Origin of the sequence: Desulfovibrio piger (assembly GCF_951793255.1) — a bacterium.
Lineage (GTDB): Bacteria > Desulfobacterota > Desulfovibrionia > Desulfovibrionales > Desulfovibrionaceae > Desulfovibrio.
On the sequence record NZ_OX636706.1, the window covers coordinates 1,702,020 to 1,720,718 of the forward strand.

Below are 18,699 nucleotides of genomic sequence, written 5' to 3' on the forward strand. Positions count from 1 at the left end.
TGCCGAACCAGGCCAAACTCGCTGCGATCTGCTCCACGAGCATCAAAAAAGGGAAGGAGCTTGCGCGCAAGGCGGCTCCTTCCCTTCCAACAATACCGCCCGGCAGGGCAGCTGGGATCCATTGATTTTTACATGCCCAGATAGGCGGAACGCACGTCCTCGCTCTTGAGCAGGTTCTCGGCGCTGTCGCTGGTGACGATACGGCCGTTCTCCATCACATAGCCGCGGTGGGCGATGCGCAGGGCCTGGTTGGCGTTCTGTTCCACCAGGAAGACCGTGGTGCCGTTGGCGTTGACGCGCTGGATGATCTGGAAGATCTGCTGGATGATGATGGGCGCAAGGCCCAGCGAGGGCTCGTCCAGCAGGAGCAGCTTGGGCCGGGCCATGAGGGCGCGGCTGATGGCCAGCATCTGCTGTTCGCCACCGGACAGGGTGCCGCCGGTCTGCTTGCGGCGCTGGGCCAGGATGGGGAAGAGGTCGAACACATAGTCCATGTCTTCCTTGATGCCCTGCATGTCGTTGCGCAGGAAGGCGCCCAGGTCGAGGTTCTCGCGCACGCTCAGGTCGGGGAAGATGAGGCGGCCTTCGGGCACCTGCGAGATGCCCAGGCGGACGATCTCGTGCGGGGGCAGCTCGTGGATGGGCTCGCCGTTCCAGAGGATCTCGCCCTTGCGCGGCCGGTTGATGCCGCAGATGGTCATGAGCGTGGTGGACTTGCCGGCGCCGTTGGCACCGATGAGGGTCACGATCTCGCCGTCATCCACGCGCAGGGAAACGTCGCGCAGGGCCTGGATGTTGCCGTAGTAGGTATCAATGCCCTTGACTTCAAGCATCTTCGCTTTCTCCCAGATAGGCCTGAATGACGCGCGGGTTGCTGCGCACTTCCGCGGGAGTGCCGGCAGCGATGCGCGAACCGTATTCCATGACATAGATGTGGTCGGACAGGGACATGACCATGCCCATGTCGTGCTCGATGAGCAGGATGGAAAGATCCCGGTCCGCGCGGATCTGGAGCACCAGATCCTTGAGCTCGTTGGTCTCCTGCGGGTTCATGCCGGCGGCGGGTTCGTCCAGCAGCAGCATGCGGGGCTCGGTGGCCAGGGCGCGGGCGATCTCCAGACGACGCTGGGCACCGTAGGCCAGGTTGCAGGCCTTTTCGTTCCACAGATCCTGCAGGTGCACGGTCTCCAGCAGGCTGTAGGAGATGTCGATGGATTCCTGCTCTTCGCGACGGGTGGCGGGGTTGCGGGTCAGGGCGCCCCAGATGCCGGCCTTGGTGCGGCAGTGACGGCCGATCATCACGTTCTCCAGCACGGTCATGTCGCTGAACAGACGGATGTTCTGGAAGGTGCGGGCCATGCCCAGCGCCGTGATGAGGTGGGGCTTGCGCCCGTTGAGCAGATGCTTCTCGCCGTTGGCGCCGTACAGGTGCACGGTGCCTTCCGTGGGCTTGTAGATGCCGGTGACGCAGTTGAAGAAGGTGGTCTTGCCGGCGCCGTTGGGGCCGATGAGGGCCACGATCTCGCCTTCGTTGACGGTCAGGTCCAGCTCGTTGAGGGCGCGCAGACCGCCGAAGTCACGCGTCAGGCCCTTGACTTCAAGGACGGGTTTCATGCGCGTTCTCCTTTGTTGCCGCCCTGCAGGGCGGTGATGCGGTAGCGGCGGCGCTCACCGGTGACGAGGCCCTGGGGCCGGAAGATCATCATGATGACCATGATGGCGCCGAAGATCAGCATGCGGTACTCGGAGAAGGCACGCAGGTATTCGGGAGCCAGGATGAGGATGGTGGCGGCGATGACCACGCCCACGATGGAGCCCATGCCGCCCAGCACCACCATGGAGAGGATCATGGCCGATTCCATGAAGGTGAAGCTGGCGGGGTTGATGAAGGTGGTCTTGGCCGCAAAGATGACGCCGGCGAAACCGGCCCAGCAGGAGCTCAGGGCAAAGGCCGAGAGCTTGACGCGGGCCAGGTCGATGCCCATGGCCTCACAGGCGATCTCGTCTTCACGCAGGGCCTGCAGGGCAAGGCCCACACGGGAGTTCTTGAGGCGGCTGATGACGATGATGGTCAGGATCACGGCCAGCAGCACCAGATAGTAGATGAAGATGGTGTTGGCGGCGATCTCCAGCTCCTGGCCGAAGAAGGAGGGACCGGGGATGTTCTTGATGCCGCCGGAACCGCCGGTGAGGCTGGTCCAGTTGAGCAGCACCAGGCGCACGATCTCGCCGAAGCCCAGGGTCACGATGGCCAGATAGTCACCGCGCAGGCGCAGCACGGGGAAGCCCAGGGCCAGGCCGAAAACGATGGCCATGAAGCCGCCCACGGGCAGACAGGCCCAGAAGCCCAGGCCGAACGCCTGGTTGAGCAGGGCGTAGGAATAGGCGCCCACGGCGTAGAAGGCCACATAGCCCAGCACCAGCTGACCGGCGATGCCCACGGCGATGTTCAGGCCCAGGGCCAGGATGACATAGAGCATGGCCGAGATCATGATGTTGGTCTGGTAGAAGGAGCTCACCAGAGGCATGACGATCATGACGGCCAGCAGCAGGCCGAGGCTGGTCAGACGGGTGGTGGTATTGCGGTTGGGCAGGGTGACCAGGCTGTGCAGGCCCTTGCCCAGGCCTTCGGGCAGGCGGATCAGCGGGATGCCGCGGGCCTTGCGGCTGAAACACCAGTTCCAGAGCATGGAAAGGAAGAAGATGGCCACGCCCAGCAGGATGACCCTGTCGAACTGCCATTCCACGGTCTGGTCAACGCTGTTGAGCTTGATGCCCATGACCGGGAAGGTCAGGAGCATGAACCAACAGGCAGCCAAAAGGGCTTTTGTAAGATATTGCATCATGATTGGCTACACCTTCTGCACTTTCGCTTTGCCGAGGATGCCGTCGGGACGGAAGATGAGGATGAGGATGAGCAGGGCAAAGGCCAGGGCATCCTCATAGTTGCCCGACAGGTAGCCGGTGGTCATGCTCTCGGCGATACCCAGCACAAGGCCGCCCACCATGGCACCGGGGATGGAACCGATGCCGCCGAGCACCGCGGCCGTGAAGGCCTTGAGGCCGGCCAGGAAGCCGATGCCGAAGTTGACCTGTCCCATGTGGGAGGCGATGAGCACGCCGCCCAGGGCCGCCAGGGCCGAGCCGACGATGAAGGTGAGCGAGATGATGCGGTCGGCATTGATGCCCAGCAGCAGGGCCATCTTGCGGTTCTGCGCGGTGGCGCGCATGGCCTTGCCCATGCGGGTATAGCGGATGAACAGGCTCAGGGAGACCATGGCCAGCGTGCTGGTGACGAGGATCAGGAAATCACTGGGGCCCATGATGTTGCCCAGGTAATCCAGAAACTCCATCTCCGGCAGCAGGCGGGGGAAGGGGACATAGTCAGAGGTCTGCGCCAGCAGCACATAGTTCTGTAGGAAGATGGACATGCCGATGGCCGAAATGAGGGGCGACAGACGCGGGGCGCCGCGCAGGGGTTTGTAGGCCACCTTTTCCAGAGTATAGCCGTAGGCCGCGCTCCAGACCACGGCCGCGAGGGCCGCAACGATGAGGATGCCTCCGGCGGGGAAACCGACGATGCCTAGCACACCGGCTACCAGCAGGGCCGTGAAGGCGCCCAGCATGTAGATTTCGCCGTGTGCGAAGTTGATCAGTTCGATGATGCCGTACACCAGCGTATAGCCCAGGGCGATGAGGGCATAGATGCTGCCGCGTGTGAGGCCGCCGAAGAAAAGTTCGATAAAGTACTGGAAGTCCATGCCGTTACAGGGGCTGCGGTTTACCCGGGCGCAGCGGGCAAGAGGGCGCGGAGGCCATGCCTCCGCGCCCGTGCGCCATAGTATCCTATTAATGCAGAGTGACGCTGTGGTCGCTTTCGACGAACTTGCCGTCCTTCACCACATAGACGGACAGGCCCAGACCGGTGGCGTCACCGGCCTTGTTGAAGGACATTTTGCCCAGAGGGGTGTCCACTTCGGTGCTCTTCAGAGCGGCCATGATCTTGTCGGTCTCGGTGCTACCGGCCACTTCGATGGCCTTGATGAGGGCCTGGGTGGCGGCATAGGCGTTGTAGTAACCGAAGCCGGGCTCGCTGCCGAACTGCTTGACGTGGGCTTCGCGGGCGTGCTTGTACATGGCCAGGGTACTGGTATCCTTGGGATAGGAGGCCATGACGCCTTCGCTGTCCTTGCCGGTCATCTTGAGGAAGGTCTCGTCCTTCACGCCGTCAGGACCGATGAGGGGGGTCTTGACGCGGTCGCGGCGCATCTGCTGCACCAGCTTGGAGGCGGTGTTCTGGTAGCCGCCGAAGATCAGGACGTCGGCCTTGGCGCGACGCAGCTTGCGCACCACGGCGGAGAAGTCCACGGCGTCGGGGGTCACGGCTTCGAACAGGACGGTCTCGACACCGGCCTTTTCGAGGATGCCGCGGTTCTGCTGGGCAAAGCCCTTGCCGTATTCGCCGTTGTCATGCAGGTAGGCGACCTTCTTGGCCTTCAGCACTTCGATGATGTAGCTGCTGGTCAGCTGGGCCTGGGCATTGTCGTTGGCCACGGTGCGCAGGAACAGGGGGTGCTTGCCTTCCAGGGTCAGGGCAGGCGTGGTGGCCGTGGGGGAGATGCTGATGATGTTGGCGCTTTCATACATGGGCAGGGAGGCGTTGGTGGCGCCGGAGCAGATGGGGCCCATGATGGCCACGACCTTGTCGGAGATCAGCTTGGTCGCGGCGTTGGTGGCCAGTTCGGGCTTACACTGGTCGTCCTGGGACACCAGTTCGATCTTCTTGCCCAGCACGCCGCCCTTGGCGTTGGCTTCTTCAATGACGATCTTGGCGGCATTGAGGCTGGGGACGCCGTACGAGGCCAGGTCGCCGGAATGGGCGCCCTGCACGCCGATTTTGATGGTGTCGGCGGCCATGGCAGGAGCCGCAACGGCAACGCTGCACAGCGCGGCCATGAGCCAGGTCATGCACTTTTTCATTTTCTCCCTCCTTGAGAGACTCCATGCACTGCCGGGCGTCGCACAACAGCAAAGCGACGTCTACCTTGCGGCAGTATAAGCCCTTTCTATTGCATCTTTATCTGATTCCTGTCAATGCGGTTTGCCGGATGGACACACAAATCCATCTCCCCCGCACGGCCACATATCTACTGTGATTTCTTGTGGCTGGAACGCAGGTGCAGGCGCATGGGCGCATGCGTGATGCCGAAGATGCGGCGCAGGGCGCGTTCCAGATAGCGGGCATAGCTTTCCGGCACGCGGTCGGCGTCACTGACGAAAAAGACGAAGGTCGGCGGCTGGGACTCGGCCTGGGTCAGATAGAAGAACTTGGCGCGCACGCGCTTGACCACCGGGGGCTGGTGGCGGGTCAGCACTTCTTCCATGGCACGGTTGAGCTGGCCGGTGGGCACGCGGATGGCGCACTCCTCATGGATCTTGCGGGCCATGGGCAGGATCTTGTTCAGGCCCGTGCCCTTGAGGGCCGAGACCGTGAGGATGGGCACATGCTTGCAGAAGGCCAGCATCTCGCTCACGTTCTGCAGCAGCTGCTTGAGCTGACCGGCGGGCACCAGGTCGCACTTGTTGACCAGCACCATGAAGGGGATCTTGCGGGTATCCAGCAGATCCATGAGGCGCTTGTCCTGCTGGCTCACGCCTTCGGTGGCGTCCAGGGTCAGCAGGGTCACGTCGGCCTTGGTGGTGGACTTGAGGGCCGCGTTGACGGAGTACTTTTCCACGATGTCCGTGATCTTGGTACGGCGGCGCACCCCGGCGGTATCCACAAAGACGTAATCCTGGCCGTCGCGCTCAAAGCGCACGTCCACGCTGTCGCGGGTGGTGCCGGCCACGTCGGAGACGATCATGCGTTCCTCACCGGCCAGGGCGTTGATCATGGAGGACTTGCCCGCATTGGGGCGGCCCAGCATGGCCAGGCGCAGGGCCGGGGGCTCGTGTTCGGCCTCGTAATCATCGGGCAGCAGGTCGGCCAGTTCTTCGGTGAGGGCGCGGATGTTGTGCCCGTGCTCGGCCGAGACCGGCAGCAGGGGGAAGCCCAGGCTGTGGAACTCGGCCAGCAGCTCGTCTTCCTTTTCCAGGCCGTCCACCTTGTTGACCACGCAAAGGGTGGGCAGGCCCATGCGGCGGATGTGGGCCGCCAGATATTCGTCCAGGGGCAGCAGGCCGTCACGGCCGTCCACCACGAAGGCCACGGCACAGGCGTCCTTCATGGCCGCCTCGGCCTGGCGCAGGATGTCGGACTCGAAGCCGCGGATGCCTTCGGGGCCTTCGGTGACCATGGCATGGGCATCCAGGGTGATGCCGCCGGTATCCACGATGCCGAAATCAGGATGGCCCTTGCGGCGGACCACACCTTCCATGCGGTCGCGGGTCACGCCGGGACGGTCATGGGTGATGGCGCGGTTGCTGCGGATCAGGCGGTTGAACAGAGTGGACTTGCCCACGTTGGGGCGTCCCACCAGAACGATGCAGGGTAATGAGGACATGGGTCTCCCTTCGGCCATGACGGGCCGTTGTTGCGGAAATGGGGCCGCACGGGGCGGCGGGCATGGCGCACGGAGAAACGGGATGGAAAAAAGGCCCCTCAAAGCGGGGTGAGCGCCACACGCTGCGCTTGTGTAGCATCCTTGAGGCCGTTTGAAAAGAAAAAAATGCCCCGCGGGCGCATTTGCCGGAATCGACCGGATGCGGGCAGACAACACAGCGGGATGACAGGCGTTTTTTCAGGATGCCGTCAGGGCGGCAGAAAGCCGTGCCGGGCAGTCGTAAAAAAACAGTCCCTGCCGGTCCGAAGGGCCTGCAGGGACTGTGTGGGTGTGGCTGATCGCTGGGGCCGCCGGAGCGGCCGTGGCCCAGAGAGGGGGCCTTGGGGAAAAATGCGGTGCGGGAGGCACTCACTCGTTGCCCTCGCTCCGGCTCTCGCTGACGGGCAGGGGCAGCAGCAGGCGGAACAGGGCCCCGCCTTCGGGACGGTTGGCCGCCGTGATCTGGCCGCCGCGACCGTGGGCAAGGCCCGTGGCCACGGAAAGGCCCAGGCCTGCGGCCCGGCCCGCCTGACGGTGGGTGGTGAAGAAGGGCTCGAAGATATGGGGCATGATGTCGTCAGCGATACCGGTACCGCTGTCGGCCACCGAAAGCTCGTACCAGGTGGTGCCGTCGTCATCGGCGGGCAGCAGCCGGGCGCCGATGTCCAGCGTGCCGCCCTCGGGCATGGCGTCCAGGGCATTCTCCACCAGATGCAGGCAGATCTGTTCCAGCTCCAGGGCGGAGCCCAGGGGACGGGGCGCGTCCTCGCCCCATTCCGGCGGGAAGTGCAGCCGGCAGGTCACCTTGAGGCTGTCCATGCGGCCCTGCAGCAGGGTCAGGACACGGGAGACCACGGCCTGCACGTCCATGGGCGCGCTGCGGGGGTCCAGGCCCACACCGGCCATGAGCAGCTTGCGGGTGATCTCGCGCACGCGCATGCTCTGGGTCACGATGGCCTTGAGGGACTCGCGCAGGTCCTCGATGTCGGGCAGGGCCTCGGCCTCGGGGCTGTCCAGGCTGTCGCCCATGAGGCCCGCGGCCTGGACGATGATGTTCAGGGGGTTGTTGACTTCGTGGGCCACGCCTTCGGCGATGCGGCCCAGACTGCGCAGGCGGGCCTCTTCGGCCAGACGCCGGGCCTGGCGCCGGGATTCGGCCCGCTCCCGGGCCTTGCGGCATTCTTCCAGCACCGCATCCAGCGAGACGGGCTTGGCAAGCCAGTTGAGCGCGCCGCGCCGCATGGCCTTGACCGCCTGGCTCATCTCCGTGGCGCCGGAGAGCATGACCACATCGGGACGCGGTTCATGTTCCTGCAGGAGCTTGAGCAGGGAGACGCCGTCCATGCCCGGCAGGCAGACATCCAGGAAGACCAGATCCCATTCCTGCCGGGAGAGCATGCCCAGGGCCGTTTCCGCATCGCCGGCCACGGCAGCCTCGATACCGCGCAGCTCCAGGCGCTGTGCCAGCGGTTCGGCAAAGGCCTGTTCGTCGTCGACGATGAGTACACGCATGACGTCTTTCCCCCTTGCGACAATGCGTCAACATGATGCACGCCCGGAGCGTGCGGGATCTTTCCTGTCCGGCGGTGCTGCCGCCGGACAGGGGCAATGGCGGCCTAAAGCTTGTGCTCGGCCAGGAGGTCTTTTTCGTTGAGGACATCCTGGGCGGCGTCAAAGTCGCCGCCTTCGGCCAGGCTGACGGCCACCATGGCGTTCTCCACCTTGTCGCGGTAGGCCATGCGGATGCTGTTCAGCAGCTCGTCGATGTCCATGGGTTTCTTGAGGAAGTTGTAGGCGCCCATGCGGTAGGCCGTCTGTTCTTCGGCATCACCGCCGTGACCGGTCAGGATGATGACCTGCACCTGGGGGTTGCTCTTCTTGACGCTGCGCAGCACTTCGAAACCGTCCATGCCGGGCATGCGCAGGTCCAGGACGATGACGTCGGTGGGCTCTTCAACGGCTTTGAGGGCCTGCGGGCCGTCATAGGCCACGCGCGCTGAAAAACCGCGCATGGCAAGGCGCTCGGCAAGCGTGTCCACAAACTGTTTTTCGTCGTCTACCAGCAGAATCTTGATCTCTTCCTTGCTCATGCCATTCTCCTTCACCCGGTGATGCCGGGAAAAATGTCGTTCTAGTCTTCACTCCCGCAGGCGGAAATGGAGAGGAAAAAGCGCTGTGCCGGATCGCGCCAGGGCATCAGCAGGGCCTGCCAGCCGGGCCGGGGCCGGGCGTTGAGCAGGGGGCTGCCCGTCAGGGCCGCCAGGGCCATGTCGCGATTGGCGCCGTCGCAAACTTCGATGATGATGCCTTCCACCTTGTTCTGGCGACCGGCGGAAAAGCGGAGCTTCACCTGCCCGCCCACGGAGGCGCACAGGTCGAAGATGTCCAGCAGGGCACGCAGCACCGCCAGGGCGGGCACGGCGGACCATACGGGTTCTTCGCTGTCGGCAGATTCCAGCACCATCTGCACGGCGCGGGCCCGGCGGGCCGCCATGAGGCAGAAGGTGCTGGCCACACGCGCCAGGTCGCAGGGCGCGTTCTCGTTCTCGCTGTGGCTGACCTGGGCCAGGTACTCCATGCACTCGGCCAGAGCCGCGCCCCGCAGGATCTGCTGCTGGGCTTCCTTCAGGGCCTTGATGACGCGCGGGTCGGCAGGCTTGTCGGCCCCGGCGGCCAGCTGCACCATGTCCTGCGCCAGTCCGGCGGATTCGCGGATCACGGCCAGCACGTTGCGCATGTCGTGCGTGGCCGAAGCCAGCAGACGTCCCATGCATTGCGAATCGGTCATGCTACGCCCCCCTGGCCTTGTCGCTGCCGGTGCCGCCGGAACGGGCCGCGGCTTCCAGCGTTTCCAGGAACATGCCCAGGCTCAGCGGCTTGGTCAGGCAGGCGAAGGCACTGGCCACGGGGCTGTCGCCGGAATCGTCCACGGAGTCATGCCCCGTGAGCACGATGACCGGCAGGCCGGGGTACTTCTGGCGCACCTGCTGGAGGACGGCGTCCCCGGTCATGCCGGGCATGAGCAGATCCACCACCATCACGTCGGGCAGGGCCTCCGCGGCCGCCATCTCGTCCAGGGTGGTCAGGGCCGCCTTGCCGTCCAGGGCCACCCGTACTTCGATACCGCGCAGATCCAGACGCTCGGCCAGGGTCTCCACGAATTCCTTCTCGTCATCGGCCAACAGTACACGCAGTGCCATCTCAAGCCTCCACAGGACGTTCCGGCGGTGTAAGCGGCAGCGTGATGCTGACCGTCGTGCCCTTGCCTTCGGTGCTGTCCACGGTGATCTCGCCGCCGAGACGGCGCACGATACCGTAGGTGATAAACATGCCCAGGCCGTTGCCCTTCTCCTTCTTGGTGGAATAGAAGGGCTCGAAGATGTGCTTGATCACTTCCGGGCTCATCCCCTTGCCGTTGTCGGTGACGCGCACCAGCAGCCCGCCGTCGGCCATCCGGCTGCAGGCGATGTCCACCTTGCCGCCGTCAGGCACCGCATCCAGGGCATTGCCCATGATGTTGAGGAAGACCTGCTGCAGCTGGCCGCGGTCGGACACGATGTCCGGCAGGCCTTCGGCAAAGTCCGTGCCGATGGTCACGCCGCGGTTCTTGGCGCCGCGTTCCAGAAAGCCCATGGTCTCGGTCAGCACTTCGGGCACGCTCAGTTCCTGGCGGTTGGCCTCCATGCGCCGGGCAAAGCCCAGCAGACGGTGGGTGATGCCGCGGGCACGTTCCACGGTGCTCTCGATGGCCTCCAGCAGGCTGATGAGCCTGTCCTTGCGCTCGAAGTTGCCGCTCATGTGCAACAGGTCGAGACCAAGGCCCGCCTTTTCGTTGATGACGGCCAGGGGGTTGTTGACCTCGTGGGCCACCCCGGCTGCCAGCCGGCCGATGGAGGAGAGCTTCTGGTTGTGTTCCATCTGGGCGAAGACCGCCACGCGGCGTTCGTCGCTGGCCTGCAGGCGTCCCACCAGATGCTTCATCAGCAGGTGCGAGACCAGCACGATGATGGCGATGCCGCCGCAGAAGACCAGCAGCAGCTCGCTGCGCAGGGCCGTCCAGGGTTTGTAGATGTCCAGGGTGGGCTTGACGGCCAGGAGCATGAAGTCCGTGCCCGCCAGGCTGGTATAGGCCACCATGAGATCCTGTCCGCTGTCGTCCTTCCAGGGCCGCACCGTGGTCTCGAAGGACTGGGGCGGCAGGGTCAGGGGCAGCTTGTCCAGCACCTTGCCGTAGAAACGGGAGTTGGTCTGGAGCACGCCCCGGCTGTCACAGAGGAAAGCGTCGGTATCCTGCATCAGGCCCACGGCCGCCACCAGGCGTTCCAGCCGGGAGGTGTCGATGGTCACGCGCAGGGTCCATTCCCGGCCGCTCTCTTCCATGCGGTGCACGGCGATGACCATGTGCGGGAAGCCGCGCAGCCCCAGGAAGACGTCGCTAATGTAGCGGCCCTTGACCTGGGCCTCGCTGAGCCAGGGCTGTCCGGCGTAGTCGGCGTCCTTGAGCTTGTAGGGGCCCACATAGGCCACCTGCCGCCCGTTCACATCCACCAGGCCCATGTCCACGAAGCCCTGGAACTCGCTCTTGAGCGCCAGGAAGACGCGGTTGAGGGTCTGCTCGTTGGTCAGGTCGTCAAGGCTGTAGGCATGGGCGATCAGACTGACGGTGGAGGCCCGCTCGCCGAGGAAAAGCTCCATCGAGGCCTGCGATTTGCGCACCATGGCGTAGAGCGGGTTCTCCATCTCCCGTTCCAGGGTGCTCATGTACTGGGCGTGGTTGATACCGGTGAGGATCAGCAGCGGCGTCACCGACACCGTGACCATCAGGATGGTCATGATGCGCCGCAGTGAGCGGTAACGCGCTGGCGATACGGCGTCCGGCACTTCCAGCAGATGCCCGAAATACGCTTTGATTGCAGAAAACATGCGACCTCCCGCGCAGGAACGGCGCGGCCTGTGCTCCGTCGGCCTAATGCCCGCCGCCCACCAGGATGCCGGAGGCGGCCAGCACCAGCACCAGCACTTCGAGGATGGCGATGACGCACAGCAGCCACTGCTTGCGACGCGCCAGGGAAAGCGCCAGCTGGGCGAAGCAGACGATGGTCAGGCCCGCCAGGATGATGATGCCCACAAAGTTGCAGATGTCGCCCTTGCCGATGAGGGCCAGCCAGCCCCAGCCCTGCGGGATGCTGCCGGCGGCACGGTAATCGGCGGCGCTGCCGGTCCACAGGCGCGGCAGGTCGTCCAGGGGGATCTGCGGGGTGAGGATGCCCGTCACGTACAGGACGTAGGTGATGAGCATGATCACGAAACCGATGAGGGAACCATAGAACAGAGTATCGGCATAGCGCAATTGCGCGGGCGAAGCCTGGATGTCATTCTTGTTCATTTTTCTGTCTCCTTCATGCCCGGCAGCTTACCAGCCCAGGCCCTTCAGCAGCGCCTTGGCGCCAGAGAAAAACAGCACGGCGATGACCATGATACGGATGAACTTGGGCTTGGCCTTGGCCAGCAGGCGCACACCCACCACGGAACCGAGCATCAGGCCCACGATGGACGGGATGGCCATCAGCGGGATCACGCAGCCCTGGTTCAGGTAGACCCAGGCGGCGGAAGTATCGGTGATGGAGAGCAGGAACTTGGAGGTACCCACGCTGACCTTCAGCGGCACGCCCATGAGCAGGTTGAGCACGGGCACGTTGGCCCAGCCGGCGCCCAGGCCGAACATACCGGCCATGATGCCGATGACGATGAAAGCAGCAGACCGGCCAGGGTGCGGTGGGTCTTCCAGTCCACCACTTCACCGGTGCTGGGCTCAAGGAACACACCGTTCATGCCCAGGGCCAGGCCCACGGCGTCCTGCTTGTTGACCACGGGACGCACGGAGTTCTTGGAGAAGAAGAGCAGCACGGCGATGCCCAGGATGGTCACGCCAAGGCAGGTCTGGATGATGTCGGTGGGCAGAGCCAGGCCCAGCATGGCGCCCACGATGGAGCAGGCCGAGGCGATGAGGGCCACGGGCAGGGCCAGACGCAGGTTGGCGAAGTTACGGCGCAGCAGACCGGGACCGGCAGCCAGGGCACCGGCCAGGGCCACCAGCAGGCCCGCGCCGCGGACGAAGTCCAGATGGAAGGGGAAGAAGCCCGAGACCAGCGGCACGAAGAGCACGCCGCCGCCCACACCGGCCATAACGGCGATGATGCCGAGGATGAAGCAGAAGAAAAGCAGCGCCACAGGCCAGAACCACCACGGATGGTTGTCCACGACCTGAGCGGTCTGCACGTCGCCCGTGGTGGCGGCCACCGGCGAAGGCGTCACGGCCGTATCCTGGGCATCGGCCACGGTGACGACGTTCGTCTGGGCGGCAGGAGCCGTAGCGGCGGCATCGGCCGCCATGCTGATGGCCGGACAGGCCAGGACGAAGGTCAGGAAAAACAGAACGAGCCACTGCCCGGCAGTGGCTTTGACGGCACGGGCCGTCGTTGCAAGTGCGTTGCGCGCCATGTGATCCCCCTTTACTGTCTGGTGGGGCGGTGCCCCACATGCATTCCTTTTGATGGCCTTACCCTACGCGTACGGGCGGGGCGGCCGGTATCAGGAGAATCCTGAAATTGGCTCCATCAGCGGCCTGCGGCCGGAAGATGCGGTACAGGTGACTGCTTTTATTCGTTATTTTCTTCACAAAAAACATCTGCCACACCCGCATGCGGACAGAAATGGCTCTCAGGAGGAAGAGCTTACATGGGGAAATCTCCCCATAGCGGCGGGGAAAGCCGCTTTTTTCCTGATGCCTGTCCGGCATCCCGAGAGGGGCACGGAGCACAGGCGACGCGGGCCTGAAGGACAGATAGGCAAGAGGGAGAGGTGCAGAGCCGGGAAGCGTCTTTACACGTTGGGACGGCCTCCGAAAAGCAGGGGCAGGTGGGCGGAGGGCACAGGGCATGTGCTGCGCCCTCCGGCCTCCGGCAACGACCGTGACGGACAGGCGGAGGTCAGCAGGCCAGCCTGTTCGCGGCAACCGGGCAGGCTCTCGGGATGAAAAAAGGCTGCCGGGACTGAGGGCGCAGGCAACGCGGCAGACGCCCGGTCTTCGGTCTGCCGCGGCGCCCGGGAGATTTTGCAGGGCACAGGACGGAAGAAAGCCCCCGCAGGGCAGGGGCTTTCCGTTCGGAAGGCGGACAGCGGCAGGATATGACGGATGCCGCTGCGTGATGGAGCAGGCAGGAGGAGGGGGGATCCCCTGCTTCGGGTCTATCCTTCGGAGGCCGGTTCCTTCTTGAGGGAACGCAGGTAGGCCAGGGTCTCGGCCTTGACCACCGGGGTCAGCATGATGAGGCCTATAAGGTTGGGGAAGGCCATGAGGGCGTTGAAGATGTCGGACAGGGTCCAGACCAGATCCAGCTTCATGGACGCGCCCAGGCCCACGGAGATGATGAAGGCCCAGCGGTAGGGGATGATGGCCTTGCTGCCCAGCAGGTATTCGATGGCCTTTTCGCCGTAGTAGCTCCAGCCGAGGATGGTGGAGTAGGCGAAGAGGATGATGCCGATGGTCACGATAAGGCCGCCCAGTTCGCCGGGCAGGCCCGTCTCGAAAGCATAGGAGGTGAGGGGGGCGCCGTTCTTGCCGGAAGTCCAGACGCCGGTGACGAGGATGACCAGGCCGGTCATGGAACAGACCACCAGGGTGTCGATGAAGGTCTGGGTCATGGAGATGAGGGCCTGCACCACGGGCTGGCTGGTGCGGGCGGCCGCGGCGGCGATGGGGGCGGAACCCAGGCCGGATTCGTTGGAGAACAGGCCGCGGGCCACGCCCAGACGAATGGCCATCATCACCGTGGCGCCGGCAAAGCCGCCGGTGGCCGCCACAGGCTGGAAGGCGCTGGACACGACCATGGCCAGGACGCCGGGGATCTCGGTGATGTGCATGAGGATCACCGCCAGCGCGCCCAGCACATAAAGGGCGATCATGACGGGCACCAGCAGGGCGGTCACGCGGCCGATGCTGCGCACACCGCCGATGATGACGGCGGCGGTCAGGCCCATGAGCACGATGCCGGTGATGCCGGGAGCGATGGAAAAGCTGTGGTTGAGGGCGTCAGCCACGGAATTGGACTGCACCATGCTGCCGATGCCGAAGGTGGCGATGGCCGCGAAGAAGGCGAAGAGCGTGGCCAGCCATTTCCAGCCCAGCCCGCGCGAGATGTAGTACATGGGGCCGCCGCTGAAGGTGCCGTTCTCGTTCTGCACGCGGTATTTCACGGCCAGCACGGCCTCGGCGTACTTGGTGGCCATGCCCACAAGGCCGGTCATCCACATCCAGAACAGCGCGCCGGGGCCGCCGATGTAGATGGCCGTGGCCACACCGGCGATATTGCCGGTGCCCACGGTGGCGGAAAGGGCCACCATCAGGGCCTCGAAGTTGGAGATGTCGCCCTGGGCCTTCCTGTCGGGGGTCTTGCGGACGATGAGGGTGAATGCGTGGATCAGATGACTGAACTGCAGGGCTCGCAGGGAAAAGGTCAGCCACAGGCCCGTGCCGACCAGAAGGATCATCAATGGCCATCCCCAGACATACCCAGAAACCGTGTTCAAGAAATCCAGCATGTTCCCTCCCGGAAAAGAGGCCGCAGCCGCGTGCCTCCCGGCGTCTTTGCATTAAACTGAATACGCCGTTGTTTACAAATATTAAACCATGCTATAAAATTTTTTTGCGACTGCAAAGGGGTTTCAGCCGCAAAAGCTCACATCTTTCACATTTCATCCAAGGCCGCTCCTGCGGGGATGATCCGGGGAGCGGACACGGGGGGAACCATGATTCGTTCACTTCTGTCCTGCCTGCTGATGCTGCAGGTGCTGCTTTTTTCCCTTCAGGTCGCCACGGTCCAGGCCCGTGCTGATGCCGCCACGGAATACCAGATCCAGACCTTCCCGCTGGAGCGCAACGGCGTCGCCCTGCATCTGCAGCGTCTGGCCGTGGCCGGGACGCAGCCCCAGCGCCAGATCCTGCTGGTGCACGGTCTGACCTATTCCTCGCATGAGTTCGACGTGAACTATGCCGACTACAGCCTGGCCCGCTACCTTGCCGCGCGCGGCTTCGCTGTCTGGACCTTCGATGTGGCCGGTTATGGTGAATCCCAGGAAGTGGAAGACGGCTTCATGCCCAATTCCGACTATGCCGCCGAGGATGCCGCGGCCGCTGCGGCCGAGATCCTCAAGGTCTCCGGCCAGAAGAAGCTGGATGTGCTGGGCTGGAGCTGGGGCACCGTCACCAGCAGCCGCTTCGTGGCCCGTCATCCCGAGATGGTGAAGAAGCTGGTGCTGTATGCGCCCATCATGGTGGGCCTGGGTGCCGCCGAAGTGAAGGTGCCCTTCAACCATAATACCTGGCTGCATGCGGCGGGCGACTTCCAGACCACCAAGGACGGCGCCATCGACTACACCATCGTGGACCCGCAGGTGGTGGCCGTGTTCCAGTCCAACTGCTGGCGCTATGACAAGGACTCCAGCCCCAACGGCGGCCGCCGCGACCTGCTGGTCTCCGCGGAGACGCCTCTCATCGACCCCGCCGCCATCCGGGTGCCCACCCTGGTCATCGGCGGTGACAAGGACCCGTACCTGAACCTCGACAGCATGCGGGCCGCCATGAGCAAGCTGCCTTCCGGCTCCAAGCTGGAAATCATGCCCGGCGCTGCCCATGCCATGATGATGGAAAAGCCCTATTACAAGGAATTCCGCCAGAAGGTGGTGGAGTTCCTGGAACACTAGTCCCGGACTGCGACAGGCCGGGATACCGGCTTGACGGAAAAGCCCGGCCATGACATACCGCCCCGTCCATCAGCTCATGCCGATAAACGGGGCGGTATCGTTTCAGGGAAGAAAGGGACACGGCAGCGTGTTCGACGTACCGGAGCACGGCTGTCTGCCATGCGGGCAAGCTGCCGGTCTTCACACCGGGATGGGGCGTTGTGCAGGATGTTCCGGGGAAGGACGCTCCTTCCCGGATTTGAGCAGGCTGCTACGCCTCCATCTCCACAGGCAGGCCGAGCATGGCGCGGCGCAGCATGTCCAGGGCGTGGCTGGCGGCGCGCTGGCGGGTCCAGGCCCGGCCCATGTAGCGGCCGTGGGGGTGCATGACGCGCAGCCAGGTCTGCCGGCCGTTGCTGAGGGCGATGTAGACCAGGCCCGCGGGCTTGGTGGCCGTGGCGCCGCCGGGGCCCGCGATGCCGGAGATGCCCACGCCCCAGGTGCTGCCGTAGCGGGTGCAGGCCTGTTCGGCCATGCAGCGGGCCACTTCGGGGCTGACGGCCCCCACGCTGGCCAGCAGCTCTTCGGGAACGCCCAGCAGCCGGGTCTTGGCTTCGTTGGCATAGGTCACGACCCCCTGATGGAAGACCGACGACGCACCGGCCACGTCGGTGATGCGCTTGGCCAGCAGGCCGCCCGTGCAGGATTCGGCCGTGGTCAGGGTCTCGCCGCGTTGCAGCAGCAGGGGCACGACGACGCTTTCCAGATTTTCCACGTCCACGCCGTAGACGTGTTCGCCCAGACGACGGCAGACGGCATCCCGCACGGGGGCCACCAGCTGTGCGGCCTCTTCGGCGGTGGCGGCCTTGGCCGTGATGCGCACGAACATCTCGCCGTCGGTGGCGTAGGTGGCCACTGTGGGGTTGGCGGCACCGGTCATGTCGCGCAGCCGCAGTTCGGCATCCCCTTCGCCCAAGGCAAAGGTGCGCACCATGCTGGAGTGGATGCAGGCCCCGGTCTTGCGGGCAAGCCAGGGCACGACCTCGTCATGCAGCATGGGCAGGAGCTCGGACGGCGGGCCGGGCAGCAGGATGACCAGCTTGCCGCCTTCCGCAGGCGCGGCGCAGCCCGGGGCCGTGCCCACGCTGTTGGCAAAGGCGTGGCTGCCGCGCGGCAACCAGGCCTGCTTGTACTGGTTCTCGCCCACGGGCCGGTCACCGAAGTATTCCCGCAGCCTGCGCAGACTGTCCGCATCTTCTTCCAGCGGCAGGCCCAGGACGCGGGCCACGGTCTCCTTGGTGAGGTCGTCGTTGGTGGGGCCCAGGCCGCCGGTGGTGATGACCAGGTCGCTGCGCTGCAGGGCGGCGCGCAGGCATTCTTCCAGGCGGGCGGCGTTGTCGCCCACCACGCAGGCATGGTGCAGGTCGATGCCCAGGGAGGAGAGGGCGCGGGCCACATGGGCGGCGTCCGTATTGATGGTGTGGCCGAGCAAAAGCTCGGTGCCCACGGAAATGATCTCGGCTTTCATGCGATGTTCCTTGTCTGTGGGGATGCGTCGGGGCGGGCTCAGGCGGTGAAGACGCCGGTCAGCCAGCGGCGGAAGAAATCTTGTCCGGCGGCCGCGGCACGGCTGCCCAGGTCGCGGGCATCCTGACGGATGGCCGCCACGTCCAGACCGGCGGCGGCCAGTTCGCAGGCATGGCCCATGAGCCAGTGCTCCATGCGGGCGGCGTCGGCCTCGGCATGGAATTGCAGGGCCAGCTGGCCTGCCCCTGCCTGAAAAGCCTGATGGGGCGTGATGTCCGTGGAGGCCAGCAGGGTGGCGGCGGGCGGCAGGTCGAAGGTATCGCCGTGCCAGTGCAGCACGGGGGCCCCGCGCAGGGCTGCCAGGGGCGAGGCTGCGCCGGCTTCCGTCAGCTGCAGGCCGCCCCAGCCGATCTCCTTGGCCTTGCCCGCATAGACCGCCGCGCCCAGGGCCTGTGCCATGAGCTGGGCGCCCAGGCAGATGCCCAGCAGGGGCCGTCCTTCGCCCAGGCGGCTGCGGACGAGCTCCAGTTCACGGGAAAGGAAGGGATAGGCCGCCCCGTCGTGGACGCCCATGGGCCCGCCCAGGACGATGCACAGGTCGGCATCGCGCCAGTCCCGTGCATCCGGGAGACCATCCGCCACATGGCAGGCCTGTATGGTCCAGCCTGCCTCAAGGAGTATGGGCGCGAATGTCCCAAGATCTTCAAAAGCCAGATGTTGCAGTACGCAGCAGCGCATGGGGACCTCCTGTGAGGGAGCGTCGTCCGGTGTCATGAAGGTACGGGCGCTCCCGCTGCCCCCTGTCATACACGCGGAATGCCGGGAGGGAAAGGCTTGCTCCCTTCATGCGCTTTTGATAGGAAATCATGTATGATACCCGGGATGACCC

General features: G+C 64.9%; 16 protein-coding genes and 1 pseudogene. 1 reads left to right on the forward strand and 16 read right to left on the reverse strand.

Annotation, left to right across the window (positions count from 1 at the left end; translation table 11 throughout):
• Positions 1-128: 128 nt before the first annotated feature.
• The 14 genes and pseudogenes from Q4I12_RS07650 to Q4I12_RS07715 all read right to left on the reverse strand — a co-directional run bounded on the left by Q4I12_RS07650 (position 129) and on the right by Q4I12_RS07715 (position 15,143).
• Positions 129-833, reverse strand: coding sequence for an ABC transporter ATP-binding protein (locus Q4I12_RS07650; RefSeq protein WP_302261253.1), 705 nt, complete (start codon positions 831-833; stop codon positions 129-131).
• Complete coding sequence (locus tag Q4I12_RS07655) at positions 826-1,614, reverse strand: ABC transporter ATP-binding protein (RefSeq protein WP_302261254.1); 789 nt, start codon at positions 1,612-1,614, stop codon at positions 826-828. The genes Q4I12_RS07650 and Q4I12_RS07655 overlap by 8 nt, the downstream gene beginning before the upstream one ends.
• Positions 1,611-2,843, reverse strand: a complete 1,233-nt coding sequence (locus Q4I12_RS07660) for an ABC transporter permease subunit (RefSeq protein WP_168935224.1) — start codon at positions 2,841-2,843, stop codon at positions 1,611-1,613. The genes Q4I12_RS07655 and Q4I12_RS07660 overlap by 4 nt, the downstream gene beginning before the upstream one ends.
• Before the next feature lie 9 nt (positions 2,844-2,852).
• Positions 2,853-3,761, reverse strand: coding sequence for an ABC transporter permease subunit (locus Q4I12_RS07665; RefSeq protein WP_168935217.1), 909 nt, complete (start codon positions 3,759-3,761; stop codon positions 2,853-2,855).
• Between the two features lie 88 nt (positions 3,762-3,849).
• The gene (locus tag Q4I12_RS07670; RefSeq protein WP_297158967.1) at positions 3,850-4,980 is read right to left on the reverse strand and encodes a branched-chain amino acid ABC transporter substrate-binding protein; all 1,131 of its coding nucleotides are present in this window, start codon (positions 4,978-4,980) and stop codon (positions 3,850-3,852) included.
• A 167-nt stretch (positions 4,981-5,147) separates the two neighbouring features.
• On the reverse strand, positions 5,148-6,503 hold the full coding sequence (der, locus tag Q4I12_RS07675) for a ribosome biogenesis GTPase Der (protein WP_040368902.1): 1,356 nt from the start codon (positions 6,501-6,503) through the stop codon (positions 5,148-5,150).
• Between the two features lie 408 nt (positions 6,504-6,911).
• Positions 6,912-8,054: a sensor histidine kinase gene (locus Q4I12_RS07680; RefSeq protein ID WP_204624991.1), complete on the reverse strand. Its 1,143-nt coding sequence runs from the start codon at positions 8,052-8,054 to the stop codon at positions 6,912-6,914.
• A gap of 104 nt (positions 8,055-8,158) precedes the next feature.
• Positions 8,159-8,632, reverse strand: coding sequence for a response regulator (locus Q4I12_RS07685; protein ID WP_006003526.1), 474 nt, complete (start codon positions 8,630-8,632; stop codon positions 8,159-8,161).
• Positions 8,633-8,673: 41 nt separating this feature from the next.
• Complete coding sequence (locus Q4I12_RS07690; RefSeq protein ID WP_204624992.1) at positions 8,674-9,330, reverse strand: sensor histidine kinase; 657 nt, start codon at positions 9,328-9,330, stop codon at positions 8,674-8,676.
• A 1-nt stretch (position 9,331) separates the two neighbouring features.
• The gene (locus tag Q4I12_RS07695; RefSeq protein WP_204624993.1) at positions 9,332-9,742 is read right to left on the reverse strand and encodes a response regulator; all 411 of its coding nucleotides are present in this window, start codon (positions 9,740-9,742) and stop codon (positions 9,332-9,334) included.
• 1 nt (position 9,743) lies between these two features.
• Positions 9,744-11,465, reverse strand: coding sequence for a sensor histidine kinase (locus Q4I12_RS07700; RefSeq protein ID WP_302261255.1), 1,722 nt, complete (start codon positions 11,463-11,465; stop codon positions 9,744-9,746).
• A gap of 43 nt (positions 11,466-11,508) precedes the next feature.
• A complete protein-coding gene (locus Q4I12_RS07705; RefSeq protein ID WP_168935211.1) occupies positions 11,509-11,928 on the reverse strand; it encodes a DUF1634 domain-containing protein in 420 nt (139 codons plus the stop codon).
• Positions 11,929-11,955: 27 nt separating this feature from the next.
• Positions 11,956-13,043 (reverse strand): annotated as a pseudogene (locus Q4I12_RS07710) (sulfite exporter TauE/SafE family protein).
• Positions 13,044-13,790: 747 nt separating this feature from the next.
• Positions 13,791-15,143, reverse strand: a complete 1,353-nt coding sequence (locus Q4I12_RS07715) for an alanine/glycine:cation symporter family protein (protein ID WP_168935209.1) — start codon at positions 15,141-15,143, stop codon at positions 13,791-13,793.
• 207 nt (positions 15,144-15,350) lie between these two features.
• Between Q4I12_RS07715 and Q4I12_RS07720 the strand changes: the two genes are divergently transcribed.
• A complete protein-coding gene (locus Q4I12_RS07720) occupies positions 15,351-16,304 on the forward strand; it encodes an alpha/beta fold hydrolase (protein WP_240937656.1) in 954 nt (317 codons plus the stop codon).
• Between the two features lie 250 nt (positions 16,305-16,554).
• On the opposite strand, the gene Q4I12_RS07725 is transcribed toward Q4I12_RS07720, so the two are convergent.
• Complete coding sequence (locus Q4I12_RS07725; RefSeq protein ID WP_302261256.1) at positions 16,555-17,811, reverse strand: competence/damage-inducible protein A; 1,257 nt, start codon at positions 17,809-17,811, stop codon at positions 16,555-16,557.
• Positions 17,812-17,849: 38 nt separating this feature from the next.
• Positions 17,850-18,548, reverse strand: a complete 699-nt coding sequence (locus Q4I12_RS07730) for a glutamine amidotransferase (RefSeq protein WP_302261257.1) — start codon at positions 18,546-18,548, stop codon at positions 17,850-17,852.
• Between the last annotated feature and the right edge of the window lie 151 nt (positions 18,549-18,699).